At 40.6% G+C, this 22,261-nt stretch carries 21 protein-coding genes and 1 other annotated feature; of the genes, 1 reads left to right on the forward strand and 20 read right to left on the reverse strand.

The annotated features are described in order from the left end of the window. Nucleotides 1-62: 62 nt before the first annotated feature. The 20 genes from RN80_RS06985 to ybeY form a co-directional block, all read right to left on the reverse strand. A complete protein-coding gene (locus tag RN80_RS06985) occupies nucleotides 63-821 on the reverse strand; it encodes an ABC transporter ATP-binding protein (RefSeq protein ID WP_000125441.1) in 759 nt (252 codons plus the stop codon). Then, nucleotides 818-1,684: an ABC transporter permease gene (locus RN80_RS06990; protein WP_060628767.1), complete on the reverse strand. Its 867-nt coding sequence runs from the start codon at nucleotides 1,682-1,684 to the stop codon at nucleotides 818-820. The genes RN80_RS06985 and RN80_RS06990 overlap by 4 nt, the downstream gene beginning before the upstream one ends. Before the next feature lie 75 nt (nucleotides 1,685-1,759). Next, entirely contained in the window at nucleotides 1,760-2,755 is a 996-nt protein-coding gene (gene trpX / locus RN80_RS06995) for a tryptophan ABC transporter substrate-binding protein (RefSeq protein WP_060628444.1), read from the reverse strand. 111 nt (nucleotides 2,756-2,866) lie between these two features. Next, nucleotides 2,867-3,084: a binding site (T-box leader), on the reverse strand. A gap of 96 nt (nucleotides 3,085-3,180) precedes the next feature. Beyond that, nucleotides 3,181-5,877, reverse strand: coding sequence for a phosphoenolpyruvate carboxylase (gene ppc / locus RN80_RS07000; RefSeq protein WP_060628446.1), 2,697 nt, complete (start codon nucleotides 5,875-5,877; stop codon nucleotides 3,181-3,183). A 24-nt stretch (nucleotides 5,878-5,901) separates the two neighbouring features. Further along, nucleotides 5,902-7,125, reverse strand: coding sequence for a cell division peptidoglycan polymerase FtsW (gene ftsW, locus RN80_RS07005; RefSeq protein WP_024057920.1), 1,224 nt, complete (start codon nucleotides 7,123-7,125; stop codon nucleotides 5,902-5,904). A 160-nt stretch (nucleotides 7,126-7,285) separates the two neighbouring features. Then, a complete protein-coding gene (gene prsA / locus RN80_RS07010; protein ID WP_000727943.1) occupies nucleotides 7,286-8,224 on the reverse strand; it encodes a peptidylprolyl isomerase PrsA in 939 nt (312 codons plus the stop codon). A 66-nt stretch (nucleotides 8,225-8,290) separates the two neighbouring features. Further along, a complete protein-coding gene (locus tag RN80_RS07015) occupies nucleotides 8,291-9,004 on the reverse strand; it encodes an O-methyltransferase (RefSeq protein ID WP_004241675.1) in 714 nt (237 codons plus the stop codon). Between the two features lies 1 nt (nucleotide 9,005). Beyond that, a complete protein-coding gene (pepF, locus tag RN80_RS07020; RefSeq protein ID WP_060628447.1) occupies nucleotides 9,006-10,808 on the reverse strand; it encodes an oligoendopeptidase F in 1,803 nt (600 codons plus the stop codon). Between the two features lie 18 nt (nucleotides 10,809-10,826). Then, entirely contained in the window at nucleotides 10,827-11,780 is a 954-nt protein-coding gene (locus RN80_RS07025) for a competence protein CoiA (protein WP_060628449.1), read from the reverse strand. 72 nt (nucleotides 11,781-11,852) lie between these two features. Then, nucleotides 11,853-12,713 carry an SAM-dependent methyltransferase TehB gene (gene tehB, locus RN80_RS07030; RefSeq protein ID WP_000413779.1) on the reverse strand — a complete coding sequence of 287 codons (861 nt, stop codon included), beginning with the start codon at nucleotides 12,711-12,713 and terminating at the stop codon, nucleotides 11,853-11,855. A gap of 15 nt (nucleotides 12,714-12,728) precedes the next feature. Continuing rightward, complete coding sequence (gene smpB / locus RN80_RS07035) at nucleotides 12,729-13,196, reverse strand: SsrA-binding protein SmpB (protein WP_001051750.1); 468 nt, start codon at nucleotides 13,194-13,196, stop codon at nucleotides 12,729-12,731. Beyond that, nucleotides 13,159-15,513 carry a ribonuclease R gene (gene rnr / locus RN80_RS07040; protein ID WP_060628451.1) on the reverse strand — a complete coding sequence of 785 codons (2,355 nt, stop codon included), beginning with the start codon at nucleotides 15,511-15,513 and terminating at the stop codon, nucleotides 13,159-13,161. Before rnr ends, smpB begins: the two co-directional genes overlap by 38 nt. A gap of 100 nt (nucleotides 15,514-15,613) precedes the next feature. Next, complete coding sequence (gene secG / locus RN80_RS07045) at nucleotides 15,614-15,847, reverse strand: preprotein translocase subunit SecG (protein WP_000282517.1); 234 nt, start codon at nucleotides 15,845-15,847, stop codon at nucleotides 15,614-15,616. Nucleotides 15,848-15,886: 39 nt separating this feature from the next. Beyond that, nucleotides 15,887-16,036, reverse strand: coding sequence for a 50S ribosomal protein L33 (gene rpmG / locus RN80_RS07050; RefSeq protein WP_001809104.1), 150 nt, complete (start codon nucleotides 16,034-16,036; stop codon nucleotides 15,887-15,889). After that, nucleotides 16,036-17,235 carry a multidrug efflux MFS transporter PmrA gene (locus tag RN80_RS07055; RefSeq protein WP_060628454.1) on the reverse strand — a complete coding sequence of 400 codons (1,200 nt, stop codon included), beginning with the start codon at nucleotides 17,233-17,235 and terminating at the stop codon, nucleotides 16,036-16,038. Before RN80_RS07055 ends, rpmG begins: the two co-directional genes overlap by 1 nt. Beyond that, nucleotides 17,222-17,827, reverse strand: a complete 606-nt coding sequence (gene coaE / locus RN80_RS07060) for a dephospho-CoA kinase (RefSeq protein ID WP_060628456.1) — start codon at nucleotides 17,825-17,827, stop codon at nucleotides 17,222-17,224. The genes RN80_RS07055 and coaE overlap by 14 nt, the downstream gene beginning before the upstream one ends. After that, complete coding sequence (gene mutM, locus RN80_RS07065; RefSeq protein ID WP_060628458.1) at nucleotides 17,827-18,651, reverse strand: DNA-formamidopyrimidine glycosylase; 825 nt, start codon at nucleotides 18,649-18,651, stop codon at nucleotides 17,827-17,829. Before mutM ends, coaE begins: the two co-directional genes overlap by 1 nt. Nucleotides 18,652-18,699: 48 nt before the next feature. Then, nucleotides 18,700-19,599, reverse strand: coding sequence for a GTPase Era (gene era, locus RN80_RS07070; RefSeq protein WP_000143264.1), 900 nt, complete (start codon nucleotides 19,597-19,599; stop codon nucleotides 18,700-18,702). Nucleotides 19,600-19,615: 16 nt separating this feature from the next. After that, nucleotides 19,616-20,011, reverse strand: coding sequence for a diacylglycerol kinase family protein (locus RN80_RS07075; protein WP_060628459.1), 396 nt, complete (start codon nucleotides 20,009-20,011; stop codon nucleotides 19,616-19,618). Continuing rightward, nucleotides 19,992-20,489 (reverse strand): rRNA maturation RNase YbeY, encoded by a 498-nt coding sequence (gene ybeY / locus RN80_RS07080; RefSeq protein ID WP_000275156.1) that lies wholly within the window; start codon nucleotides 20,487-20,489, stop codon nucleotides 19,992-19,994. The genes RN80_RS07075 and ybeY overlap by 20 nt, the downstream gene beginning before the upstream one ends. Before the next feature lie 104 nt (nucleotides 20,490-20,593). Between ybeY and pavA the strand changes: the two genes are divergently transcribed. Then, nucleotides 20,594-22,249 carry an Rqc2 family fibronectin-binding protein PavA gene (gene pavA, locus RN80_RS07085; RefSeq protein WP_060628461.1) on the forward strand — a complete coding sequence of 552 codons (1,656 nt, stop codon included), beginning with the start codon at nucleotides 20,594-20,596 and terminating at the stop codon, nucleotides 22,247-22,249. The last annotated feature ends 12 nt before the right edge of the window (nucleotides 22,250-22,261 follow it).

Genomic DNA, 22,261 nt, shown 5'->3' on the forward strand with positions numbered 1-22,261 from the left:
TACTTTATATAGTATACTTTATTTCAGAAAAAAAGTAAACCATTTCACTCGTTTTCCCTACTTTATTCAAAGAGTTGATAATAATCAGAGATTTTCATTTTTGCTTTTTCTTCTTGGTTCAAATCTTGGATAATTCGTCCTTCTTTCATGACAATCAAACGATTGCCATATTTGAGAGCATCTTCCATATGATGAGTAATCATAAGCGCTGTCAATTGATCTTTCTTGACAAATTCGTCTGTCAATTCCATGAGTGCCACACTGGTCTTTGGATCCAAGGCCGCAGTATGCTCGTCTAGCAAGAGTAATTCAGGACGCTTCAAGGTTGCCATCAAGAGACTCAAGGCCTGTCTTTGTCCACCTGATAAGAACTCAATCGGTGTATTCAAATGTTTCTCAAGACCGTTTCCTACTTTTTCAATAGTTGCCTGAAATTCATCCTTATAGCTAGCCAGACGTCTTGGTAACAATCCACGCTTTTCACCACGAAACTTGGCAATCAAAAGATTTTCAGCCACTGTCATACGAGGAGCTGTCCCCATCTTGGGATCTTGGAAAACACGAGACAGATACTTAGCTCGCTTCTCTGGTGAAAACTTGGTTACATCTTCGCCCAAAATACGAATGGTTCCACTGGTTAATGACAAGGTTCCTGCAATGGTGTTAAAGAGGGTCGATTTACCAGCACCATTTCCACCCAAAATCGTGATAAAATCCTGTTCAAAAATTTCTAAGGAAACATCATTTAAAATAATCTTTTCTTCATCAAAGCCATTTTTAACGACTTTGGTTGCATTTTTTAATTCTACAATTGCTGTCATTTGCTTAACTTGGCTCCTTTCAAGATGGTTTGCTTAAATGTCGGAATCATGAGGCAGACTGCTAAAATCACGGCACTGTATAGACGAAGGTAACTTGTGTTAAATCCAAGCGCGATAACTGCCCATACTAAAAATTGATAGGCAATAGAACCGACAACAATGGTAATCAAACGTTCTGCCAAGCTCAAACTTTTGAAAATAACTTCTCCAATAATCAAGCTTGCAAGCCCCACAACGATAACCCCGATTCCTCGAGATACATCGGCATACCCTTCTTGCTGGGCAATGAGGGCACCTGCAAGGGCAATCACACCATTTGATAATACCAAGCCCATGAGCTCCATGCGTCCAGTATGAATCCCGAAACTTCTAGCCATATCAGGATTGTCACCTGTAGCAATATAGGCTTGTCCAAGTTTGGTGTCCAAGAAAAAGAGCATGAGAACAATGACAAGACTGACAAAGATAAGACCTGTCAAGAGTTGGTTCAAATCCGAATCAAAAGGTAAAACATCCTGAATTTGCTTAGTCCCAAGCAAGCCTAAATTCGCACGTCCCATAATCAAGAGCATGATAGAGTGACAGGAAGTCATCACCAAAATTCCTGAGAGCAAGGTTGGAATCTTCCCTTTTGTATAAAGAAGACCTGCTGCCATTCCTGCCAAACAACCTGCTCCTACAGCAACAAGTGTCGCTAAAAAGGGATTTACACCTTTGGTTATCAAAGTGACAGCAACAGCTCCCCCAAGAGGGAAGGAACCCTCTGTCGTCATATCTGGAAAGTTTAAAATCCTAAATGTCATAAAGATTCCCAGACCTAGAATAGCCCAGACAAATCCTTGAGAAATAATAGATAATATCATCTGTTTCTTAACCTTTTCTATACGATTTCTATTGTAAAAAATGGGAGGAGATGTCCCCAACTCCTCCATTACAGATTATTCGATCACTTGTCCTGCTTCTTTTAGAACAGATTCAGGAATCGTAATACCTAGTTCTTGTGCCAATTTTTTGTTGATTACTGATTTACCAGTTGAAAAGACATTGACTGGAGTATCAGCTGGTTTTGCACCTTTCAAGACTTGCGCAATCATTTTACCTGTTGCCACACCAAGGTCATGTTGGTCAACTACAACTGATGCCAAACCACCAGCTTCTACCATGGCAGTAGCACTTGGGTAGATTGGTTTTTTAGCTGATTGGTTACTTGATACAACAGTTGAAAATGCAGATGCGATTGTGTTATCGATTGGAACCCAGATAGCATCAACCTTGCTAGTCATAACGTTAACTGTTGAAGCAATTTCATTTGTTGAAGGAACCGCAAATGTTTCGACTGTCAAACCTGCTTTTTCAGCATAAGCCTTAAATTCTTCTACCTGTGTTTTTGAATTATCTTCGCTACTTGAGTAAAGAGCTCCGATTGTCTTCACACTTGGTGTGAGAGCCTTAATGAGTTCAACTTGTTGTTGAGCTGGGTTGTGGTCAGATACCCCTGTAATGTTGCCACCTGGTTTTTTCAAATCTTTGACCAAGTTAGCTCCGATTGGGTCTGTAATAGCAGCCATGATAACCGGTAGATCTTTTGTGGCACTAGCCAAACCTTGAGCAGCTGGTGTTGCAATACCAACCACAAGGTCATTCCCATTTGCAACCAATTGTTTACTCATTGTTGCAACCTTACTTTGGTCGCCTTCTGAGTTCATAAAGTCAATCTTCAACTGATCATCTTTATAACCTTCTTCTGAAAGTCCATCTTGTATCCCTTTATAAATCAAATCAAGAGAGGGATGGCTCACAAACTGAAGGACACCAACTTTGGCAACTTTCTTTTCATTTTTAGCTTCTGGTTTATTCATTGAAGAGTAAATCAAGCTTCCTGCTACTAAGACTGCTAACGCAACGATAATTCCAATTAAACGTTTATTTTTCATTCTATTTCTCCTTTTTATTCCTTTAAAATACTTCACTTATCTAAACAAGCGACGCCATCGTTTTCTTTCCATACTAACCTCCATCAAAAAAGTCCTCACACAAAAAACTTGTGTGAGGACGTCGATGCGCGGTACCACCTCAATTATAGGGAATTTCCCTATCGCTCTGTCTCGCAATAACGAGATGCACTGTAAGGTGTGCTCACCGAATTTTTATGATTTCAAATTCTAAATAACATTCAGCCCAATTTTCATCATCATCACTTATCTGTTTTCAGCTACCACAGACTCTCTAAAAAGTTTATATGATTACTTTTCTGAATGGTTAAATTATATCATTTTTCAACTACTTGTCAAGACTCTTTTAGCATTTTTTTGAACTATTCAAAAACTTCCCCTATTGAAAAGAGGAAGTTTGAAAGGTATCAGCCTGAATTACGCAATCCTGTCGCAATTCCGTTGATGGTTGTATGGATTAATTTTTCTTGATCGCTTGATAATTCTCCACGACGTTGACGTTTAATCAACTCCAACTGGATATAGTTAAGAATATTAAAGTAAGGCATACGGTAATCCAAACTTGCTTTTAGATATGGATTCTCAGCCAAAAGTTCATCATAACCTTCAATAGCCAAGATGACTTCCTTGGTAACTTGCCATTCATTTAGAATAGTCTCATAGATTGCTTTTACTTCTTCATCCTCACACAGTTTGGCATATTCAAAAGCAATGTTCATATTTGATTTTGACAAGACCATGTCGACATTTGAAAGAAGCGATTGGAAGAAAGGCCAATTTTGATACATATCTCGTAGGATAGCGATATTCTCTGGATTTTTATCGATAAATTCCTTGAAGCTTGAACCAACCCCATACCAGCCAGGGAACATGACGCGACTTTGCGACCATGAGAAGACCCAAGGGATGGCTCTCAAACCACCGATTTCAGTAATAGTCTTACGAGCGGCTGGACGAGAACCAATGTTAAAGCTTGAAATAGCCTTGATTGGACTTGACTCGAAGAAATAATCATAGAAATGATCATTACCAAAGACCAAATCACGGTAGATATCGTAACTACGGTCCACTACTTGGTCCATAATAGCTTCATAACGATTGGATGTATTGGTATCGCTCTTCTTCTGCGTAATCATACGGTTAATGGCTGCAGATACTAACATTTCAAGGTTATAATAGGCAGCATCTTTGTTACCATATTTATTGCCAATTACTTCACCCTGCTCCGTCAAGCGGATACGATCCTTGATAGACTTGAGCGGTTGGGAGGTAATAGCTTCATAGGTTGGTCCACCACCACGACCAACAGTCCCACCACGGCCGTGGAAGAAGGTAACCTTAACACCAAATTCATCTCCAATGGCAGTCAGTTGTTGTTGGGCCTTGTAGAGAGTCCAACATGATGATAGGTAGCCACCATCTTTATTACTATCAGAGTAACCAAGCATGATTTCTTGGTAGTTATTACGCGAAGCAATCCATTTCTTAGCAAGAGGAAGAGAAAGGTATTCTCTCATAGTTTCTTCTGAGTGGTCCAAGTCCTCGATTGTTTCAAAGAGAGGAACGATTTGGACACGGGCTCTTTCTTTATCAACTAACCCTACTTCTTTTAGCAAGATAGCCAATTCCAGCATGTCTGATACGCTGGTTGCATGTGAAATGATGGTCTGACGAATGACATCATCTCCCAACTTATCTTTCAACTTACGAGCAGCCTTAAAGATTGCTAATTCTTTTTCAAGTAACTCTGATTTTTCAACATGAGTGGCAGAAAGAATGCGTGGATCTTCTTCCAATTCTTTCAAGAGAAGCTGGCATTTTTCTTCTTCACTTAATTCACTATAATGAGAATGAATACCTGCTGATTTCAAGAGTTCGGCTACACAAGCTTCATGAACACTAGAATCTTGACGCATGTCAATAGATGCCAAATAGAAACCAAAAATTTCAACTGCTTGAATCAATTCAACAAAATCACCAGAAATCAGTGCTTCACCCTTGTTTTCCAAGAGGGAATCACAGATGGTAATTAAGTCCTTATAAAAATCATTGGCCGTTTCATAGCGAGCCCCAACTTCCTTATCCTCAATCAGATAGGTTTTTGTTGCTTGGATTTTTGATTGAATATCAAATAAGGCACGGCGGTAAAGTTCTTTTTCACGATAAATCGAGTTATCCTTGGATTGACGAGCCATTTCTCTGACTTGCTTGCTGACATTGACAATACTAGTTGAGAGGGAGAATTCACGATAAAGTTGGTAAATTTTTTCATCATAGTAGTTCATGATGACTTCACACTGAGTCATAGCAGATTGTTTCAAGGTATCTGCTGTAACAAAAGGATTACCATCACGGTCTCCACCAATCCACATTCCCATGGTAATTGGTTTAGGATGTTTCAACTCCAGTCCATGTTTTTTAGCCAGACGCTTGTACTCAGCAGTCAAATGAGGAACTGCCTTCAGAAATGAACTATTGTAGTATTCCATGACATTCGTGATTTCATTGGTTACTTTCAATTTCTTTTCACGAATCATATCTGTCTGCATGATAATCTCAATGTAACGACGGAGATCATTATGCCATTTTTCCTTATTAATCAAACCTAATTTCACATCACGGTACTTACGCAAGAGGGTATGGATATGGTTAGTCAAATCCAACATACTCTTACGTTGCACTTGTGTTGGATGGGCTGTCAAAACAGGGACAACATTCAAGTGTTCTAGAATTTCAACCGCATTTTCTTTTTCTGCAACCATTTTGATCGTTGCTGATAATTTACCAAGATAATCTTGATCGATATTATTTTGATGGTTGATTTCATAGGCCAAATCCACGTCTTCTGAAATATTAATCAAAAGAGGCAAGATAGAGAAATAGCGTGAAATATAAGCCATTTCATCATTTGTCAAACTGGTAACTAATTGATTCAAACCTTGATAATCTTCTTGAGTTGACAATTCCTTCAACTGTATGATTTTTTCAAAAGTCTCTGGGGCAAGCATGTTTTTAGTAATATCTTCTAACAATTCTGTTAAAATCAATACTTCTTCTTGTATAACAGCTTTATTACTATAGTTTTCTAATTTTTGAAGAGACATAGGTAATCCTTTCCACTCTCAGCTCTACATATAGTTTGATGAGTGAGCTTCTAACTCCTCATATAATTGGGCACGTTTTTCACTTGCATCAATATTTAAGACAAAGGCGATGGCTACAGACAAGACTAGGAGACTGTTCCCTCCTTGCGATAAGAAGGGGAAGGTTACTCCTGTCGAGGGAATAATACCAGAAATTCCACCGATATTGACAAAGACCTGTACCAACATCATCCCCCCAACCCCAATCGCCATCATAGAATTAAAGGGATTCTTAGCACGAATTCCTACTAGGATAATTCGCAAAATCAGGAAAAAGACAAGTGCCAAAATCAAACTGGCTCCCACAAATCCAAACTCTTCAATGACAATTGAAAATACAAAGTCTGTATGGGCCTCTGGTAAATAACCACGTTTTTCTATTGAATTTCCTAAGCCTAAACCAAACCATCCACCATTTACCATAGCAAAGTAGGAATTTGCAAGTTGGTGACCAGCTCCTGCCAAATCAGCAAAGGGATTAAAGTAGGCACTGAAACGCTTGGCCACGTAACCAAATACTGGAACTTTTGAAAACTTATCAACCCCAATTACAGAAATAGCTGATAGAGATAGGGCTGAAACTCCAAACAATACACCGATAAAGACTATAAACCAACGATGAGCAATCCCACTAACTGTATACATAATCAAGGCGACCAGCGCTAGGATTGTAGCATTCCCCAAATCTGGGAAAATAGCCAAACTTCCTATCATTACCAAGAGGACAAAACGCCAATCATTAAAAGCTCGAGGAATCCATTGATTTTGAGTTAAAACTTGAAAATCGTAAATACCAATTTCATCCTGTTGTTTTGAAAAACGTTGGGCCAAGTACCAGACGATGATAATCTTCAAATACTCCGCTGGCTGAATGGTCAAAGGTCCTACTGAAATCCAACCATAGGCTCCATTGACTGGCGTACCAATTAAGCGAGCCAGAGCTAAGAGAATCAGCTCAACAAACATAACAATAAATAAAAGTCGTTCTTTTCTTAAAAAATTCAGTTTCAGCTTATATATCAAGACAATCAATATTAAACTAAATATCCAAAACATTCCCTGACTTCGAACCAATTGGAGGGCACTTTTACCTTCTTCGATAAGAATGGCACTGGTTGTAGAATAGACTACAATCAAACCCAAAATAGATAAAAGTAAGTAAGGAACTAGAATAGAATAGTTTAACAGGTGCCTCTTACTAATCTTCATAGTATCACCAATCTAATGAGAACAAAAGAAATTATTCCCAAATTCCGTTTATTTTCTAGTTTTGATTGCTATTATACCATTTTTTCCGAAAGAAAAAAACTCTTACCCTTAAGATAGAAGATTTTCTCATAAGAAAAAGAGCACTTGGCTCTTTTCTGTTTTATTCTTTTGAAGAACTGCTTGAGCTTGAATCTCCACCACCGATGTATTGAGTGAAGATATTTTGGAAGGCTTGATCTTTAACCTTGATATTGGCTGCTTGCAATTCTTTTCCGATAATACTTTGAACAAATGATGCGTCGTTTTGTTTTTGAGTTAAGATAACAGTTTTTAATTTTTCTTTGTAATCGTCAATATTAGATGATTTTTCTGTTTTCTTAATCAGTTTAACAATGTAATATTGACTGCTGTAGGCTTGTGTTCCAGTAACGCTAATCACATCAGAAACACCGTTTACATCTAAAGCAAAAGCAGCTTTTTTAACTTGTTCTGGTACTTCTGTTGAAGCAGAATCAAAAGTGATTTCTCCACCATTCGCTTTAGTTTTCTCATCTGTTGAATTATCTTTGGCTAATTGAGCAAAGTCTGCATCACTAGCTTTAGCTTTTTCAAGAATTTCTTTAGCTTTGTCTTCATTGTCCAAACGGATAATTTGAGCAGTCACATCAGGAGTGTATTCGTCAAAGGCCTTCTTGTAAGCATCATCTGTCAATTCAGCTTCTGCTGCTTTCTTAACTGCCAACTCAACCAATTTACTTGTACGAATTTGAGCTTTACGTGTTTCAAGAGTCATTCCTGCTTGTGACAAGACACGTTGGTAGTTTTCACCATATTGTTTTTCTTCTTCGGCAATAGTGTCGTTGACTTCTTTGTCATCTACTTCTGAACCGTATTGTTTCTCAAATACTTTTTGGATAGTCAAGTTCAACAACACTTGTTGGGCTGAAGGATTGCTTTTCACTTGCTCATAAAATTGATGTTCTGTGATAACATCTCCTTTCATGCTGATAAGATCTGCTCCTTCTGAACCTTTCGAACAAGCTGCTAAAGTTGCTACTGATAATAATGTAATGGCACCTGCCAATAATTTTTTCTTCATGTCTACTCCTTTGAGATAAGTGTTACCCTATCTATTTTACTATATTTTCTTAAATTTTTCTGAAAATCATTCGCTGTCAGGCAATTGAACATCTGCTACATTTTTACGAAGCATGAGAATACCGTCCCCCAGAGGTACTAATGTTGCAGTAAGCCCTGGATTGTCTAAGGTTGCATCAAATAGTCTTTGAAGTCCTCTGTATATAGTTCGCTGGCCACGACGGACTTCCATAATATCCTTAGCAACATCACCACCTTGGAAAATATCATCCAAGACAACCACACCACCAATTTCCAAATGTTTGAGGATTTCTGGCAAAAAGACGATGTATTTAGACTTGGCTGAATCCATAAAGACGAAATCATAGGACTCTGTCAAGGTAGATAAGATATCTACCGCATCTCCTTCTAGGAGCGTGATTTGCTTGCGACTGTCAAACTGGGCAAAATTTTCCTTGGCAAAACCAATCATTTCTGGATTGCGGTCAATGGTTGTAATCTTGGCCTTTGGCGCATGTTCCGCCATCAAGAGGGCTGAAAAACCGATAGCCGTCCCAATTTCCAGAATGTTTTTAGGTTGTATGGTTTCCATGAGAAAACGGAAATAAGCAACCGTTTCATGGGGAATAATGGGAATATTTTCCTTGCGGGCAAAGTCTTCCAATTCTTTCAAAGATCCTGTGACCTGCTTTTGGCGCTGACGCATCAAGTCTACAATTTCTTCCTTGACGACAGGGCGACGCATGTTATGGTTGGCATTTTTACTATATGATTCAACCATCTTATGCCATTCCCAATTTTTCAACAAGTGCTTCAAACTCATTTAAACGACGTTCAAAGACTGCAAAGGCATCGTTGAGGTAGTCTTCCTTCTCCATATCAACTCCAGCTTTTCTCATGACATTAAGTGGATAGTCAGACTTACCTGCCTTGAGATAGTCGATATAGCGGTCACGGTCTTCTTGATTACCATGGACAATCTTTTCAGCCAAGGCTGAGGCTGCTGCAAAGCCAGTTGAATATTGGTATACATAGTAGTTATAGTAGAAGTGTGGAATGCGAGCCCACTCGTATTGGATTTCAGGATTGTCTTCCTTACTCAAACCATAATACTCTTGGTTCAAGTCTGCGTAGAGTTTATTTAGGAAATCACTTGTCAAGACTTCTCCATTTTGGTCCGCTTGGTGGATAGCGTGTTCAAACTCAGCAAATTGAGTTTGACGGAAAACTGTCCCACGGAAACCATCTAGGAAGTTATTGAGAATAGCAAAGCGCGTTGCATCATCTTCCACTTCTTCCAATAATTTCTCCGTCAAGATATTTTCATTGGTAGTTGATGCAATCTCAGCCAAGAAGATAGAATAATCTCCGTAAACATAAGGCTGCGTTTCACGAGTATAGCTTGAATGCATACTGTGACCTGTTTCATGAACAAGGGTAAAGAGATTGTCTAGATTGTCCTGCCAGTTAAGAAGCATAAAGGCATTTGTATCGTAAGAACCACCAGAGTAAGCCCCTGAACGCTTGCCTTGATTTTCGTAAACATCAATCCAACGATCACTGAAGGCACGTTTAACACGGCTCAAGTAATCCTCACCCAAGACTGCCAAGGCATCTTCTGCCTTTTTCAAGGCTTCTTTGTAGGTAAAACTATATTCAACAGATGAAAGCGGTGTGTAGACATCGTACATCTTAAGGTCTGAAATCCCCAAGATTTTTGAACGAAGTTCAAGGTAACGATGCAAGAGTGGCAAATGCTTGCGAACTGCTGCTACCAAATTGTCATAAACACTTTCTGGAACAAAATTAGCCGCTAGGGCTGCATGACGAGCACTCTTGTAGTTGCGAACTTTGGCACGGTAGTTTTGAACCTTAACATTGGTTTGCAAGGTTTTGGCATAGGTATGTTGGAATTGTTGATAAGTCGCATAAAGAGCTTGATAAGCACCACGACGCACCTCACGATTTTTAGACTCCATCAAACGTGTGTAAGTTCCATGAGATAGCTGAACTTCCTTACCATCATCGTCAAGAACATAAGGGAAAACAATATCCGCATTGTCCAAGATAGCGAAGGTTTCACTTGCCGAACCAAAGATTTCTCCAGCTCCAGCCAATAGCTCTTCTTCGCGTTGTGAAAGAACGTGGTCCTTGCCTTGCAATAACTTGTCAAAATAGTGTTGATAAACCTGCAATTTTGGCTGAGCTTCTAAAAAGTCAGCATACTGCTTTTCACTGATTTCCATAAATTCAGGTTCATAGAATGAAAAGGCTTGGTCTAGCTGGCTATAGAGAGTCATGGCCTTGGCATAGTACTCTTGGTACTTGGCTTCACGTGTGTCTTGGTCATTCTTCATATGAGCATAAACGTAAAGCTTTTCCATTTGGCGTTCCATTTCAAGAGAAAATTCAGTAATTTCGAGTAGGCTATCCGCACTATCCAGGAGATGGCCTTCATACTGGGCTACTGTCTCCAATTGTTCTGTTAAATCTTTTAAGGCTTCTTCCCAAGCCTGGTCAGTTGGGTAGATCGTTGATAGATCCCATGTATCTTTTTCATTTATTTCATGTCTTTGTAATACCATTAGATTCCTCCATCCTTTCTATTCTACCATATTTTTCAAGAAATATTGCTGATAAAAGGCTGGTGGATAGAGCTTTTGCCAACCATTTTGAGAATTTTCTTGGTAATAGGTTTGAAAATACTGATAATAGCGAGTCAAATCTTGCTCAATTTGGCAAAACTCACCTACTAGAGGTCGAATTTGTGGATACCATTCTTTTAGTCCATAAGTCAGGAGATTTTCTCCCTTTTTATAGGCTTCTGCTTGTTCTTTCATCCAAATAGGATTTTGATAATAGAGTTGTTGCCGGATATAACGACAGATGTCCTTATCCTGAGAAACACTAAAACTAGATATTTTTTGTTTCTTATAGGGAAGACGTAATATCTCCAGTAGACTATCTTGTCCATAAGGAAATTCCTTGATTTGATAATGGAGTTTACGTCGGAGATCCTGGTGAATCAGGTATTTGAGTCTTAAAACCTGTTTTTCCTTGTCTACTTCCCAAACATAAAAGCCCATGTTTTGACTGAAATAGAGAAAACCTTCTTGCAGACGAGTCAAACGCTCCTTGAGCCACAGTTTTTCTCCCAACAACCACAGTACTTGGTAACCCTGACCACGATAGCCCTCACTACGCTCTTTAAGAACTTTTTGAGGCAAGGGACTACATTGAACCTCTAAAGCTAGATTGCCATTTACAAATACATCCGCAATCTGTTTAAGCTCTGGAAGAGGGTATTCTAATTGCACCTCTGCATCTTTTTTCAACCAGTGATAAAGTGATTTTTTATTTTCTAGGTGTTCTGGACTTTCATTTTCAGAGGAAAAATCACAGTCTTTTAAGGTTTTGTGGGCAAAATGAGTCCGGACACTTGGTCCTTGACGCAAACGGAGCTGACATCCACAAGCTGGGCAGGTGTATGCTTGCTTCTCAAGTTTATCCTCTAACACATTTACCAATTCTCCCCTAGAATCTCTCGCAACAAACATGATTTCCCTCCTTTTCTATACTATTCGTAAAAAAGAAAAAAGACCAGGAAATTTCCTAATCTTCATTCATGTTTATTTGATTTTCTTAGCTAGCATGGTCGCAAAGCGTAGTTGAATACGATTGCCATTCTCATCGCGACGGTGAAGATGGCCAGGATTTTCATTGTACTTAACCAATTCCCAGTCCTTGTAATAGTTTGCCAATTCTCCTTCTTTAAAGGTGAATGGGAAGTTCACAGAGCAAGGATAATCCTCCGTGTCCATAGCACAAACGATAAGATTGTAACCACCAACACTGGTTTTCTCCTGCATATTTTGAATAATAGCTGGAATGCGGTCCGCTTGTAGAAACATGAGAACAACAGTTGATACGATAAAATCATATTCTTGCCCAATGCTGGCTGAATTGATATCGTAGAGACCAACAGGCATGTCCAAATCTTCTTGCTCCACAATGCTTTGCAAGATTTCAAGAGATAATTCATTTTGATCTACAGCTGTCACATCAAAACCTTGCTGGGCTAGAAAGAGTGCATTACGGCCTTGACCACAGCCCAAATCTAAGGCTTTCCCTGGTTTTACTGTCTGCATAGCCTCTAAGACCTCTGAATGAACCCGATTGGTATTGTATTTTTTAGGGAAATAATCCTCAGGTTTACAATAAAATTCCAAATACCATTCCACATCGTCTGTTACAGCCTCCACTCGGTGCCAGGCTTGTGGTTGTGCCATGGGATTCTCAGCCCCTGCTTCAAAGAGGTGCTCAGCTAAAACCTCACCATATTCTGTCAATTCAATAAACTTGAGAGTTCCCTTCAAAACAGTAATTTTCCCCCAAGTCCCAACCTTGGTATTGTGTTTCTGCTGAACAGCCTCTGGCATGGTTTCTTTAGTCCACAAAGGCATACGTTTATAGGCAACTAGTTTTTCCATCTTCATTTCCTCTTTTTATCGCTGATTAACAGCTTTCATAACACGCGCGATGTCGCGGTTTTGCTCACGTCGTTTGATAGACTCCCGTTTATCATAGTCATGCTTCCCTTTAGCTAAACCTAAAAGGAGTTTAGCGTAACCATCTTTGATATAGACCTTAAGGGGAACCAGGGTCATTCCTGTTCCTTTAGTCTCTTGTTCTAATTTTTGGATTTGTTTCTTATGGAGCAGGAGTTTACGACGACGTTCTGGTTCTTGGTTCCAGATATTGCCCTCTTCGTAAGGAGCAATATGAACATTGCTCAACCAGACCTCCCCATTTTTTACTTGGGCAAAGCCATCCTTGAGATTGATTCGAGCAGCTCGTACACTCTTGATTTCAGTTCCTGTCAGGACCATCCCTGCCTCTAGCGTATCTACGATTGTATAGTCGTGGCGCGCCTTTTTATTTTGTGCGACGACCTTTCCCTCGCCCTTTGCCATGCTTAGCTCCTTTCTTAGCTACTTCCTTATAAAAAGGATTCTTTCCTTTTTTCTTCTTGTCTTTTTGTGAATGCTTGCGCTTATCATTTGAGCGTCCTGATTTTCTCTTATCTTCCTTCTTATCTGAACGACGACTTGAACCACGCCCCCTGTCACTGCGATTAGACTGTTTTAAGCCTTTTTCAATCACATCAAACTCACTTGGGATATATGAGAAGTCAATTTCACCCGTCATCTTGTCGGCTCTTTCAACTCGGATACGAATCTGTTGCCCTACACGGAAGGTTGTTCCTGATTTTTCTCCACGAAGAGTCAAATCACGTTCGTTGAAATGATAAAATTCAGGTAAATTAGTGATGTGAATCAAGCCTTCAACTGTGTTTGGCAATTCGACAAAGAGACCAAACTTGACAATGCTGGACACAACCGCATCGTACTCTTCACCCACGTATTCTTCCATGTACTCAGCCTTTTTCATGGCTTCGACTTCACGCTCGGCCTCGATAGCTCGACGCTCACGGTTGGAAGACTGGGTCGCAATCTCTGGAATCACTTGTTCAAAATGCTCTGCTATTTCCTTAGAACGGCCGTAATCACGAATCATACGATGAACAAGAAGGTCTGGATAACGACGAATCGGACTGGTAAAGTGAGTGTAATAGTCAGCTGCTAATCCATAGTGGCCGTGATTGTGCTCCGAATAGCGAGCCTGCTGCATGGAACGGAGAAGCATCATGGATAATACATCTGCATAAGGTTCTCCCTCAACAGCACTCATGATGTCTTGGAGAGCCTCCTGGCTAATCTCACTAGCAGTCCCATAAATGCGCAAGCCAAAGCTTGAAGCATAATCAATAAACTTCTGAACTTTTTCTGCCTTAGGCTCCTCGTGAATTCGATAGATAAAAGGCAAATCCAACTTGCTGAAATGTTCGGCAACTGTTTCATTGGCCATCAACATGAAGGACTCAATCATGCGCTCGGCAACACCACGCTGACGAAGAACGATATCAACAGGCTTACCTTGTTTATCCACTAAAATCTTAGCTTCATTGGTATCAAAATTGAGGGCTCCACGTTTCACACGCATATTTTCTAAAGTTTCATGAAGCTTGGCCATGAGTTCGATACTAGGGACAATTTTCTGATATTCTTGTCTCTTTTCCTTGTCTCCAGCTAAGATATCATTGACATCACTATAAGTCATACGGAAACTTGTCTTGATAACCGTTTGTGTGATAGTGTAGTTGACTACACGACCATGTTTATCAATCTCCATAATAGCAGATTGGGTCAAGCGGTCCACTTGCGGGTTAAGTGAGCAAATTCCATTTGATAGGCGTTCTGGAAGCATTGGGACCACACGGTCCGTCACATAGACAGAAGTCGCACGGTTAAGGGCTTCTTTATCAAGGGCAGAGCCTTCCGTCACATAGTAAGAAACGTCTGCGATGTGAACTCCAAGTTCGATATTTCCATTTTTCAATGGTTTAATATGAACTGCGTCATCCAAATCCTTAGCATCTGCACCATCAATGGTAAAGATAATCTCATCTCGTAGATCAAGACGACCTTCCATATCTTTTTCAGATGGAGCATCCGGTACTTTTTCTGCTTCCTTGACAACGGCTTCTGGAAATTCTGAGACAATGTCCATTGATTCCAAAACCTCAAGGACATCAATTCCGACATCCGTTGAATGTCCCACCACATCGAGGACACTAGCGACAAAGAAATCATGTTTCTTGCTTGGGTATTTGTCGATAAAGACCTTAAGAACTTCGGTTCCCTCGAGTTTAAGAGCTGGTTTCTTAACATAGATGGGTTGACTGATTTTCTGATTTTTCGAACGGATGTAACCAGCATACTTAGGTTTTTCCTGATCGAGAACGATTTGGCCGACAACTGTTGTCAAGCTGTGTTCTAATATATCAATAATTTTGGCTTCTGCTGCTGTTCCCTTATTGCGGTCAGCTACTTTCTTAATCACGACCTCAACGGTATCACCATCAATAGCATAATTGACATCGTTTTTTCCTACAAAAAGGTCGTCCTCCTCGCCTTCCAGACTAACAAAGCCAAATCCATTTTTATGAGCATGAAAAATCCCCTTGAGAGTAATCTCATGTTTTTTCTTGACTTCCAAGGTCAGACTTCCATCTTCTTCAAAGCGAATCTGGTGCTTTCTTTCCATTAGGGACAAGGTTTTAATCAACTCACGAAAATCCTTGGACCCGTCTTTTCCCAAAGCCTGAGCCAAGTCATTGACAGTCACCTTTCCCTTGTCTTGTAAATATTCTTTTATTCTATCTTTCATATTTTCTTTCTAGATTTTTTATTTTCTTTTACTGTAAAACCTTCTAACATATCTTTTAAAAATAAAAAGAGGCAAAGACCTAGTCCTGCCCATTATTTTCTTATCTACTTGATAATACCGTCAATGCTAAGGCAATGGCTAGCCAGAAAAAGACTAAAATCCCTGTCAAACGCTGCATTACAGCTTCAAAACCGCGTGCTTTACTGCGTTCAAACAAATCACCTGAGCTGGCATCAAATACATTGCTGGATTGGTTTTTAGTTGGTTGCATGAAAATCGCAATCACAATCACAACAGATAATACTAATAAAATGGTTAATAATAGGTTATACATATCAAACTCCTTAAAATCCTTATTATTTTACCATAAAATCTACTTAGATTCAAGATGTAGGGTTACTTTTCTTTCCTTGGGACAATACTTTAAAACCTCGATCTTGTCTGGATGGGTTTTTGAATTTTTACTGGTTAGGTAATTGATACTGCCACAAGAGGAGCATTTGAGATTAATTTTTACTCGCACTAGATTTCCTTTACTTTTAATAATGTTCGAAATTGAAGCAGGTTAAAGAGACAACTAAAGGCAACACAAAGGCTTGTCGCATAAAAGACTGCATGGTAGCCAAATTGACCTGCTACTGCAGAACCTGCCATGGGACCAACGACACCTCCCAGATAAAAGAATACCTGATTGAAGGCAAAGACCCTCGAAATGCCGGCTTTGGGAGTCATTTTGCTGAGTAGGGCATTAACCCCGGGAATCAAGGCACCGGTTCCAAGTCCAAAGAGGAAACGATAAAGTCCTAGTTGAAGGGGGCTAGAGGCATTGGCACAGAGGAGATAGATGATGACTGAATAAAACTGGGCGACAACCAAGAGGCGATGGTTGCCCACCTTGTCACCTAGCTTTCCCATAACTCCTGCACTCATCATACTGGAAAAGCCCATACTGGATACAATCAAACCAGAGACAAAAAGAAGATTCTCTGTCTGGCCTAAGTCGCGTACATAAAGAGCTAAGATAGGGCCGATTGATTGGGCTGAAAATTGGATGACAAAACTGGTCAGAAAGAGGTTGACCAAAAGATAGGGATATTTAACTGATGTAAACAATTCCTTTGTTGGAATAGCCTTTTCCTTGGCTACTGGTTGAAAATCTTCCTTGATAAAGCAAATAGTTAAAACAGCAGCTAAGAATAGAAAACTACCAACCAGTAAGAAAACAGTACGAATGCCAAATAATTCTGCGATAAAGCCACCAATAAAGGGACCCGTTAGAGTACCTGCAACTACGCCTGTAGACAAAGTACCTAAGGCAGTTCCTGATTTCTCCTTTGGAACCTGACTGGCTATCAAGGCCGTTGCATTGGGAACAAAACCCGCAAATACACCATTCAGTAAACGAAGAAAGATTAACCAATAGATATTTGGCACAAAGGCCAAGCCTCCCATAGTAATGGTCATGGCCATCCCGGCTCGAACCATCATGGGTTTTCGACCGTATTTATCAGCAAGGATACCCCAGATAGGAGAAAAGAGTGCTGCGGAAATAGCAGAGACAGAAATAGCTAAGCCTGCATAAAAAGCGACTTGCTCACTCCCTACACCTAGATTTTCCACAAAGATGGGCATAAAAGGCACAACCAAAGAAATACTGGCTCCTGTCAGAAAATTACCAAACCAGGCAATGCGCAGATTATCCTTCCAGTTAATCTCTGTCATCTTGCTTACCTCCCTCAAGCAGGGAGAACACCTGAGTAAGAAGCTGGTCCTGATTTCCATTGTTGTCTAGAACATGGCTGGCCAAATCTTTCTTTTTCTCTAAAGGCCACTGGGCTGCCAGACGAGATTCAGCTTCATCTTTAGACAACTGGTCCCTTTTCATTAAGCGTTCTACTTGGACATCTCGGTCCACATAGACCAACCAAGTCTCATCAAACCAAGCGCTGTAGGCCTGCTCAAAAAGTAGGGGAATATCCATGAAGAAAATCTCTTCTGTCTGAGCCAACTGGTCTCTCAACGTAGCTAGTTCCTCACGGATAATCTCTCCTTGGATTTGCTTAGACCATTCTCGTTCTTCAGGATTTGAAAAGATAAGACTAGCTAGGAGAGGGCGATTGAGTTCTCCATTTTCTAATACAATTTCTTGACCAAAGTGCTGGACTAGAGCTTCAAACAGACGACCACTAGGTTCCTGTAGTTGGTGGACGACTGCATCAGCATCCACCACTTGAAAGCCTTGCTTTCTTAGAAAATTTGTCACGGTTGACTTACCAGAGGCAATTCCCCCAGTGATTCCGATGATTTTTCCCATCAGCCCCTCCTTTGGCACTGAGGACAAAAGTGAGTTCCTCGTCCGCCTAGTTGGATTTTCTCAATGATAGTACCACAACGTGAACATTCTTGACCAGCCTTGTCATAGACTTGATGAAAATCCTGCATGGTTCCATCTTCCCCAAAGGCATTGGTATAGGTCCGAATGGTAGAACCACCTTTTTCAACAGCCTGTCCCAAAACAGCGATGGTCTGGTCATGAATGGCAGTCGCTTCTTCTGCTGTCAGAGTCTGGGAAGGTCTAGCTGGATGAACCTGAGCTCGCCAAAGAACCTCATCCACATAGATATTGCCAAGTCCAGCTACCAAGGTCTGGTCTAGAAGATGGGATTTGATAGGTTTTTTGGACTTAGCTAGGGCAGTTTGAAAGACCTGCAAATCAAAGTCTTGTTCGCTTGGTTCAGGTCCTAGTTTTTTAGAAAGAAAGTAGACTTCCAAAAGGTCAGGCGCCAAGAGTTCCATAGTACCAAACTTGCGAACATCCTCATAAACAAGCGTGCCACCATCCGCAAACTGGAAGAAAATATGAGCATGCTTGCGTTCAGGCACTTGGTCTGGATAGTAAAAATACTTGCCCTCCATCCGCAAATGGGAAATCAAGATCTTGTCTGTCAGGTAGAAAAGCAAATATTTACCACGACGTCCCATTGACTCAACAATCTGACCAGGCACTTCCTTTTGAAACTCGTCCAAATCCGTCTTAATCATCTTGGGATAACGAATTTCCATACTCGAAATCTTCTTACCCAAAATCAATTTTTCTAAGCCACGGCGAACAGTTTCAACCTCTGGTAATTCAGGCATAAGTCCTCCTTCTGTAAAAACAAGAAGCAGGCATGAGCCCACCTCTACTTAGTATTCTTTTTCATTATAGCCAAAGTCAGCCAAATCTAGTTTTTTATCACGCCAGTTTTTCTTAACCTTGACCCAAGTTTCTAGGAAGACCTTGTCTCCTAGCATGAGCTCGATATCACGACGGGCCATGCTACCAATTTTCTTAAGCATAGCGCCACCTTTACCGATGATAATCCCTTTCTGACTATCGCGCTCCACCATGATGGTTGCACGGATGTGCACCTTGTCTGTCTCTTCGTCTCGTTTCATAGAATCCACAACTACTGCTACCGAATGCGGAATCTCTTCACGAGTTAGATGCAAGACTTTCTCGCGAACCATTTCTGAAACCAAGAAACGTTCTGGATGGTCTGTGATTTGATCAGACGGGAAATACTGGAACCCTTCGTCCAAATTTTCACTCAAAATATCCACTAGACGAGAGACGTTATTTCCCTGAAGGGCTGAAATGGGTACAATTTCCTTAAAGTCCATCTGATTACGGAAATCATCAATCTGAGACAAAAGCTGGTCTGGGTGAACCTTATCGATCTTGTTCACCACCAAAATCACAGGGACCTTGGCAGCCTTGAGACGCTCGATAATCATATCGTCCCCCTTACCACGCGCTTCATCAGCAGGTACCATAAAAAGAACGGTGTCCACTTCACGAAGGGTACTGTAGGCAGACTCCACCATGAAATCTCCAAGGGCCGTTTTAGGCTTATGAATCCCTGGTGTGTCGATAAAGACAATTTGCTCCTTATCGGTCGTGTAAATTCCCATGATTTTGTTGCGCGTTGTCTGCGCCTTGTCACTCATGATGGCAATCTTTTGCCCCATAACGTGATTTAAAAAGGTTGACTTCCCAACATTGGGACGTCCTAAAATGGCTACAAAGCCTGATTTAAAAGTCATAATTTCCTCTTACTGTTTAAAATAATAAATCCCAGATTCGTGGGAGAAAAATCAATGCGCCTGTTAAGGCTGCAAAAAGAGAAGCTACTAATACCGCGCCAGCCGCCATATCCTTGGCATTTTTTGCCAGCATGGAAAAGTGATAGTGACTGGCCAAATCCACTACATTTTCAATAGCAGAATTGATAATTTCAAAAGCTACTACCAAGAAAATGCTCAATAGGAGAAAGAGCCATTCGATTCGTGACACCTGAAAAACAAAACCTGCAAGAATGACTACAAGAGCCGTCACTGCATGTTTTCGCATATTGCGTTCTTCCTTGATGGCAGTAAAAATTCCTGTGAGAGCAAATTCTAAACTGGATATCAGGTCACGATTTTTCCATTTTCGTTTATTGTCTTGTGAGTCCATAGGCTGTCAAAATTTCTTCTTGTAAACCGAACATCTCCGCTTCTTCTTCCGGAGTGTAGTGATCATAGCCGTTGATATGTAAAAAGCCGTGTACTGCCAAGAAGCCCATCTCACGCTCAAAGCTGTGGCCATATTCCTCGGCCTGCTCATGAGCCTTATCAATAGAGATGAACAGTTCCCCAATATAGGCATCAAACTCAGACATCATCTCTGCCAATTCCGGATTTTCAAGCAAATCTTCCTCGTCAAAGGCAATTTCCAACTCTGGCTTATATTCAAGGCTGATAACATCTGTCGGACGGTCTGTGTCACGGTACTCCAGATTGAGTTCATGACTACGTTCATTAGTCACAAAGGTAACTGCCATCTCTTTGTCTTCTTTGCCTAATTTTTGGGCTGCAAATTCCAAAATTTCTTGGGTTTGTTGCAACATTTCTTTTGAAACTTGACCAGTTTCATCTACCATTTCAATATACATGTGCTTCTCGTTTCTCTTTACTTGGCTTTATTATACCACATTTCCATGATTTTATTCTACCTTTTTGATATAATACTATGGAATACAATCACAAGGAGAGAACGATGTCATTTGACGGATTTTTTTTACACCACATGGTTGAGGAATTGCGAAGAGAGTTAGTGAACGGTCGCATCCAGAAAATCAATCAGCCTTTTGAACAAGAGTTAATCTTGCAAATCCGCAGCAATCGCCAAAGTCATCGCCTGCTCCTTTCAGCCCATCCAGTTTTTGGACGCATTCAGCTGACCCAAACGACTTTTGAAAATCCAGCCCAACCTTCTACCTTTATCATGGTTTTGAGAAAGTATTTGCAGGGCGCCCTAATTGAGTCGATTGAGCAAGTGGAAAATGACCGTATTGTGGAAATGACAGTTTCCAATAAAAACGAGATTGGAGACCATATCCAGGCTACCTTGATTATCGAAATTATGGGGAAACACAGTAATATTCTACTGGTTGATAAAAGCAGTCATAAAATCCTCGAAGTTATCAAACACGTCGGCTTTTCACAAAATAGCTACCGTACCTTACTTCCTGGATCGACCTATATCGCTCCGCCAAGTACGGAATCTCTCAATCCTTTTACAATCAAGGACGAGAAACTCTTTGAAATCCTGCAAACACAGGAAACGACAGCTAAAAATCTTCAAAGCCTCTTTCAAGGTCTGGGACGTGATACGGCAAATGAATTGGAAAAGATTCTGGTTAGTGATAAACTAGCCACTTTCCGAAACTTTTTCCATCAAGAAACCAAGCCATTCTTGACTGAGACTTCCTTCAGTCCAGTTCCTTTTGCAAATCAAGTGGAAGAGCCTTTTGCCAACCTTTCGGATTTGTTGGACACCTACTATAAGGACAAGGCTGAGCGCGACCGTGTCAAACAGCAAGCCAGCGAACTGATTCGTCGTGTTGAAAATGAACTTCAGAAAAATCGACATAAGCTAAAAAAACAAGAAAAAGAGTTACTAGCGACAGACAATGCTGAAGAATTTCGCCAAAAAGGGGAATTGCTAACAACCTTCCTCCATCAAGTGCCTAACGACCAAGACAAGGTTATCCTAGACAACTACTATACCAACCTACCTATCACGATTGCGCTTGATAAGGCCTTGACTCCCAACCAGAATGCCCAACGCTATTTTAAACGGTATCAGAAACTCAAAGAAGCTGTCAAATACTTGACTGATCTGATTGAAGAAACAAAGGCAACCATTCTCTATCTGGAAAGTGTGGAAACTGTTCTCAACCAAGCTGGGCTGGAAGAAATCGCTGAAATTCGTGAAGAATTGATTCAAACTGGCTTTATCCGTAGAAGACAACGGGAGAAAATCCAGAAACGCAAAAAGCCAGAACAATATCTGGCAAGCGATGGCAAAACCATCATCTATGTCGGCCGAAACAACCTACAAAACGAGGAACTAACCTTTAAAATGGCCCGCAAGGAGGAACTTTGGTTCCATGCCAAGGATATTCCTGGAAGCCACGTCGTCATATCAGGCAATCTTGACCCATCCGATGAAGTCAAAACAGACGCAGCAGAGCTGGCCGCCTACTTCTCTCAAGGTCGCTTGTCAAATTTGGTGCAGGTAGATATGATTGAAGTCAAGAAACTCAACAAACCAACTGGTGGAAAACCTGGCTTTGTAACCTACACAGGACAAAAGACCCTCCGAGTTACACCAGACCCCGAAAAAATCACATCCATGAAAAAATCCTGATTTTACTTGAAA

Origin of the sequence: Streptococcus mitis, from assembly GCF_001281025.1 — a bacterium.
In the GTDB taxonomy this organism is placed as follows: domain Bacteria; phylum Bacillota; class Bacilli; order Lactobacillales; family Streptococcaceae; genus Streptococcus; species Streptococcus mitis_AK.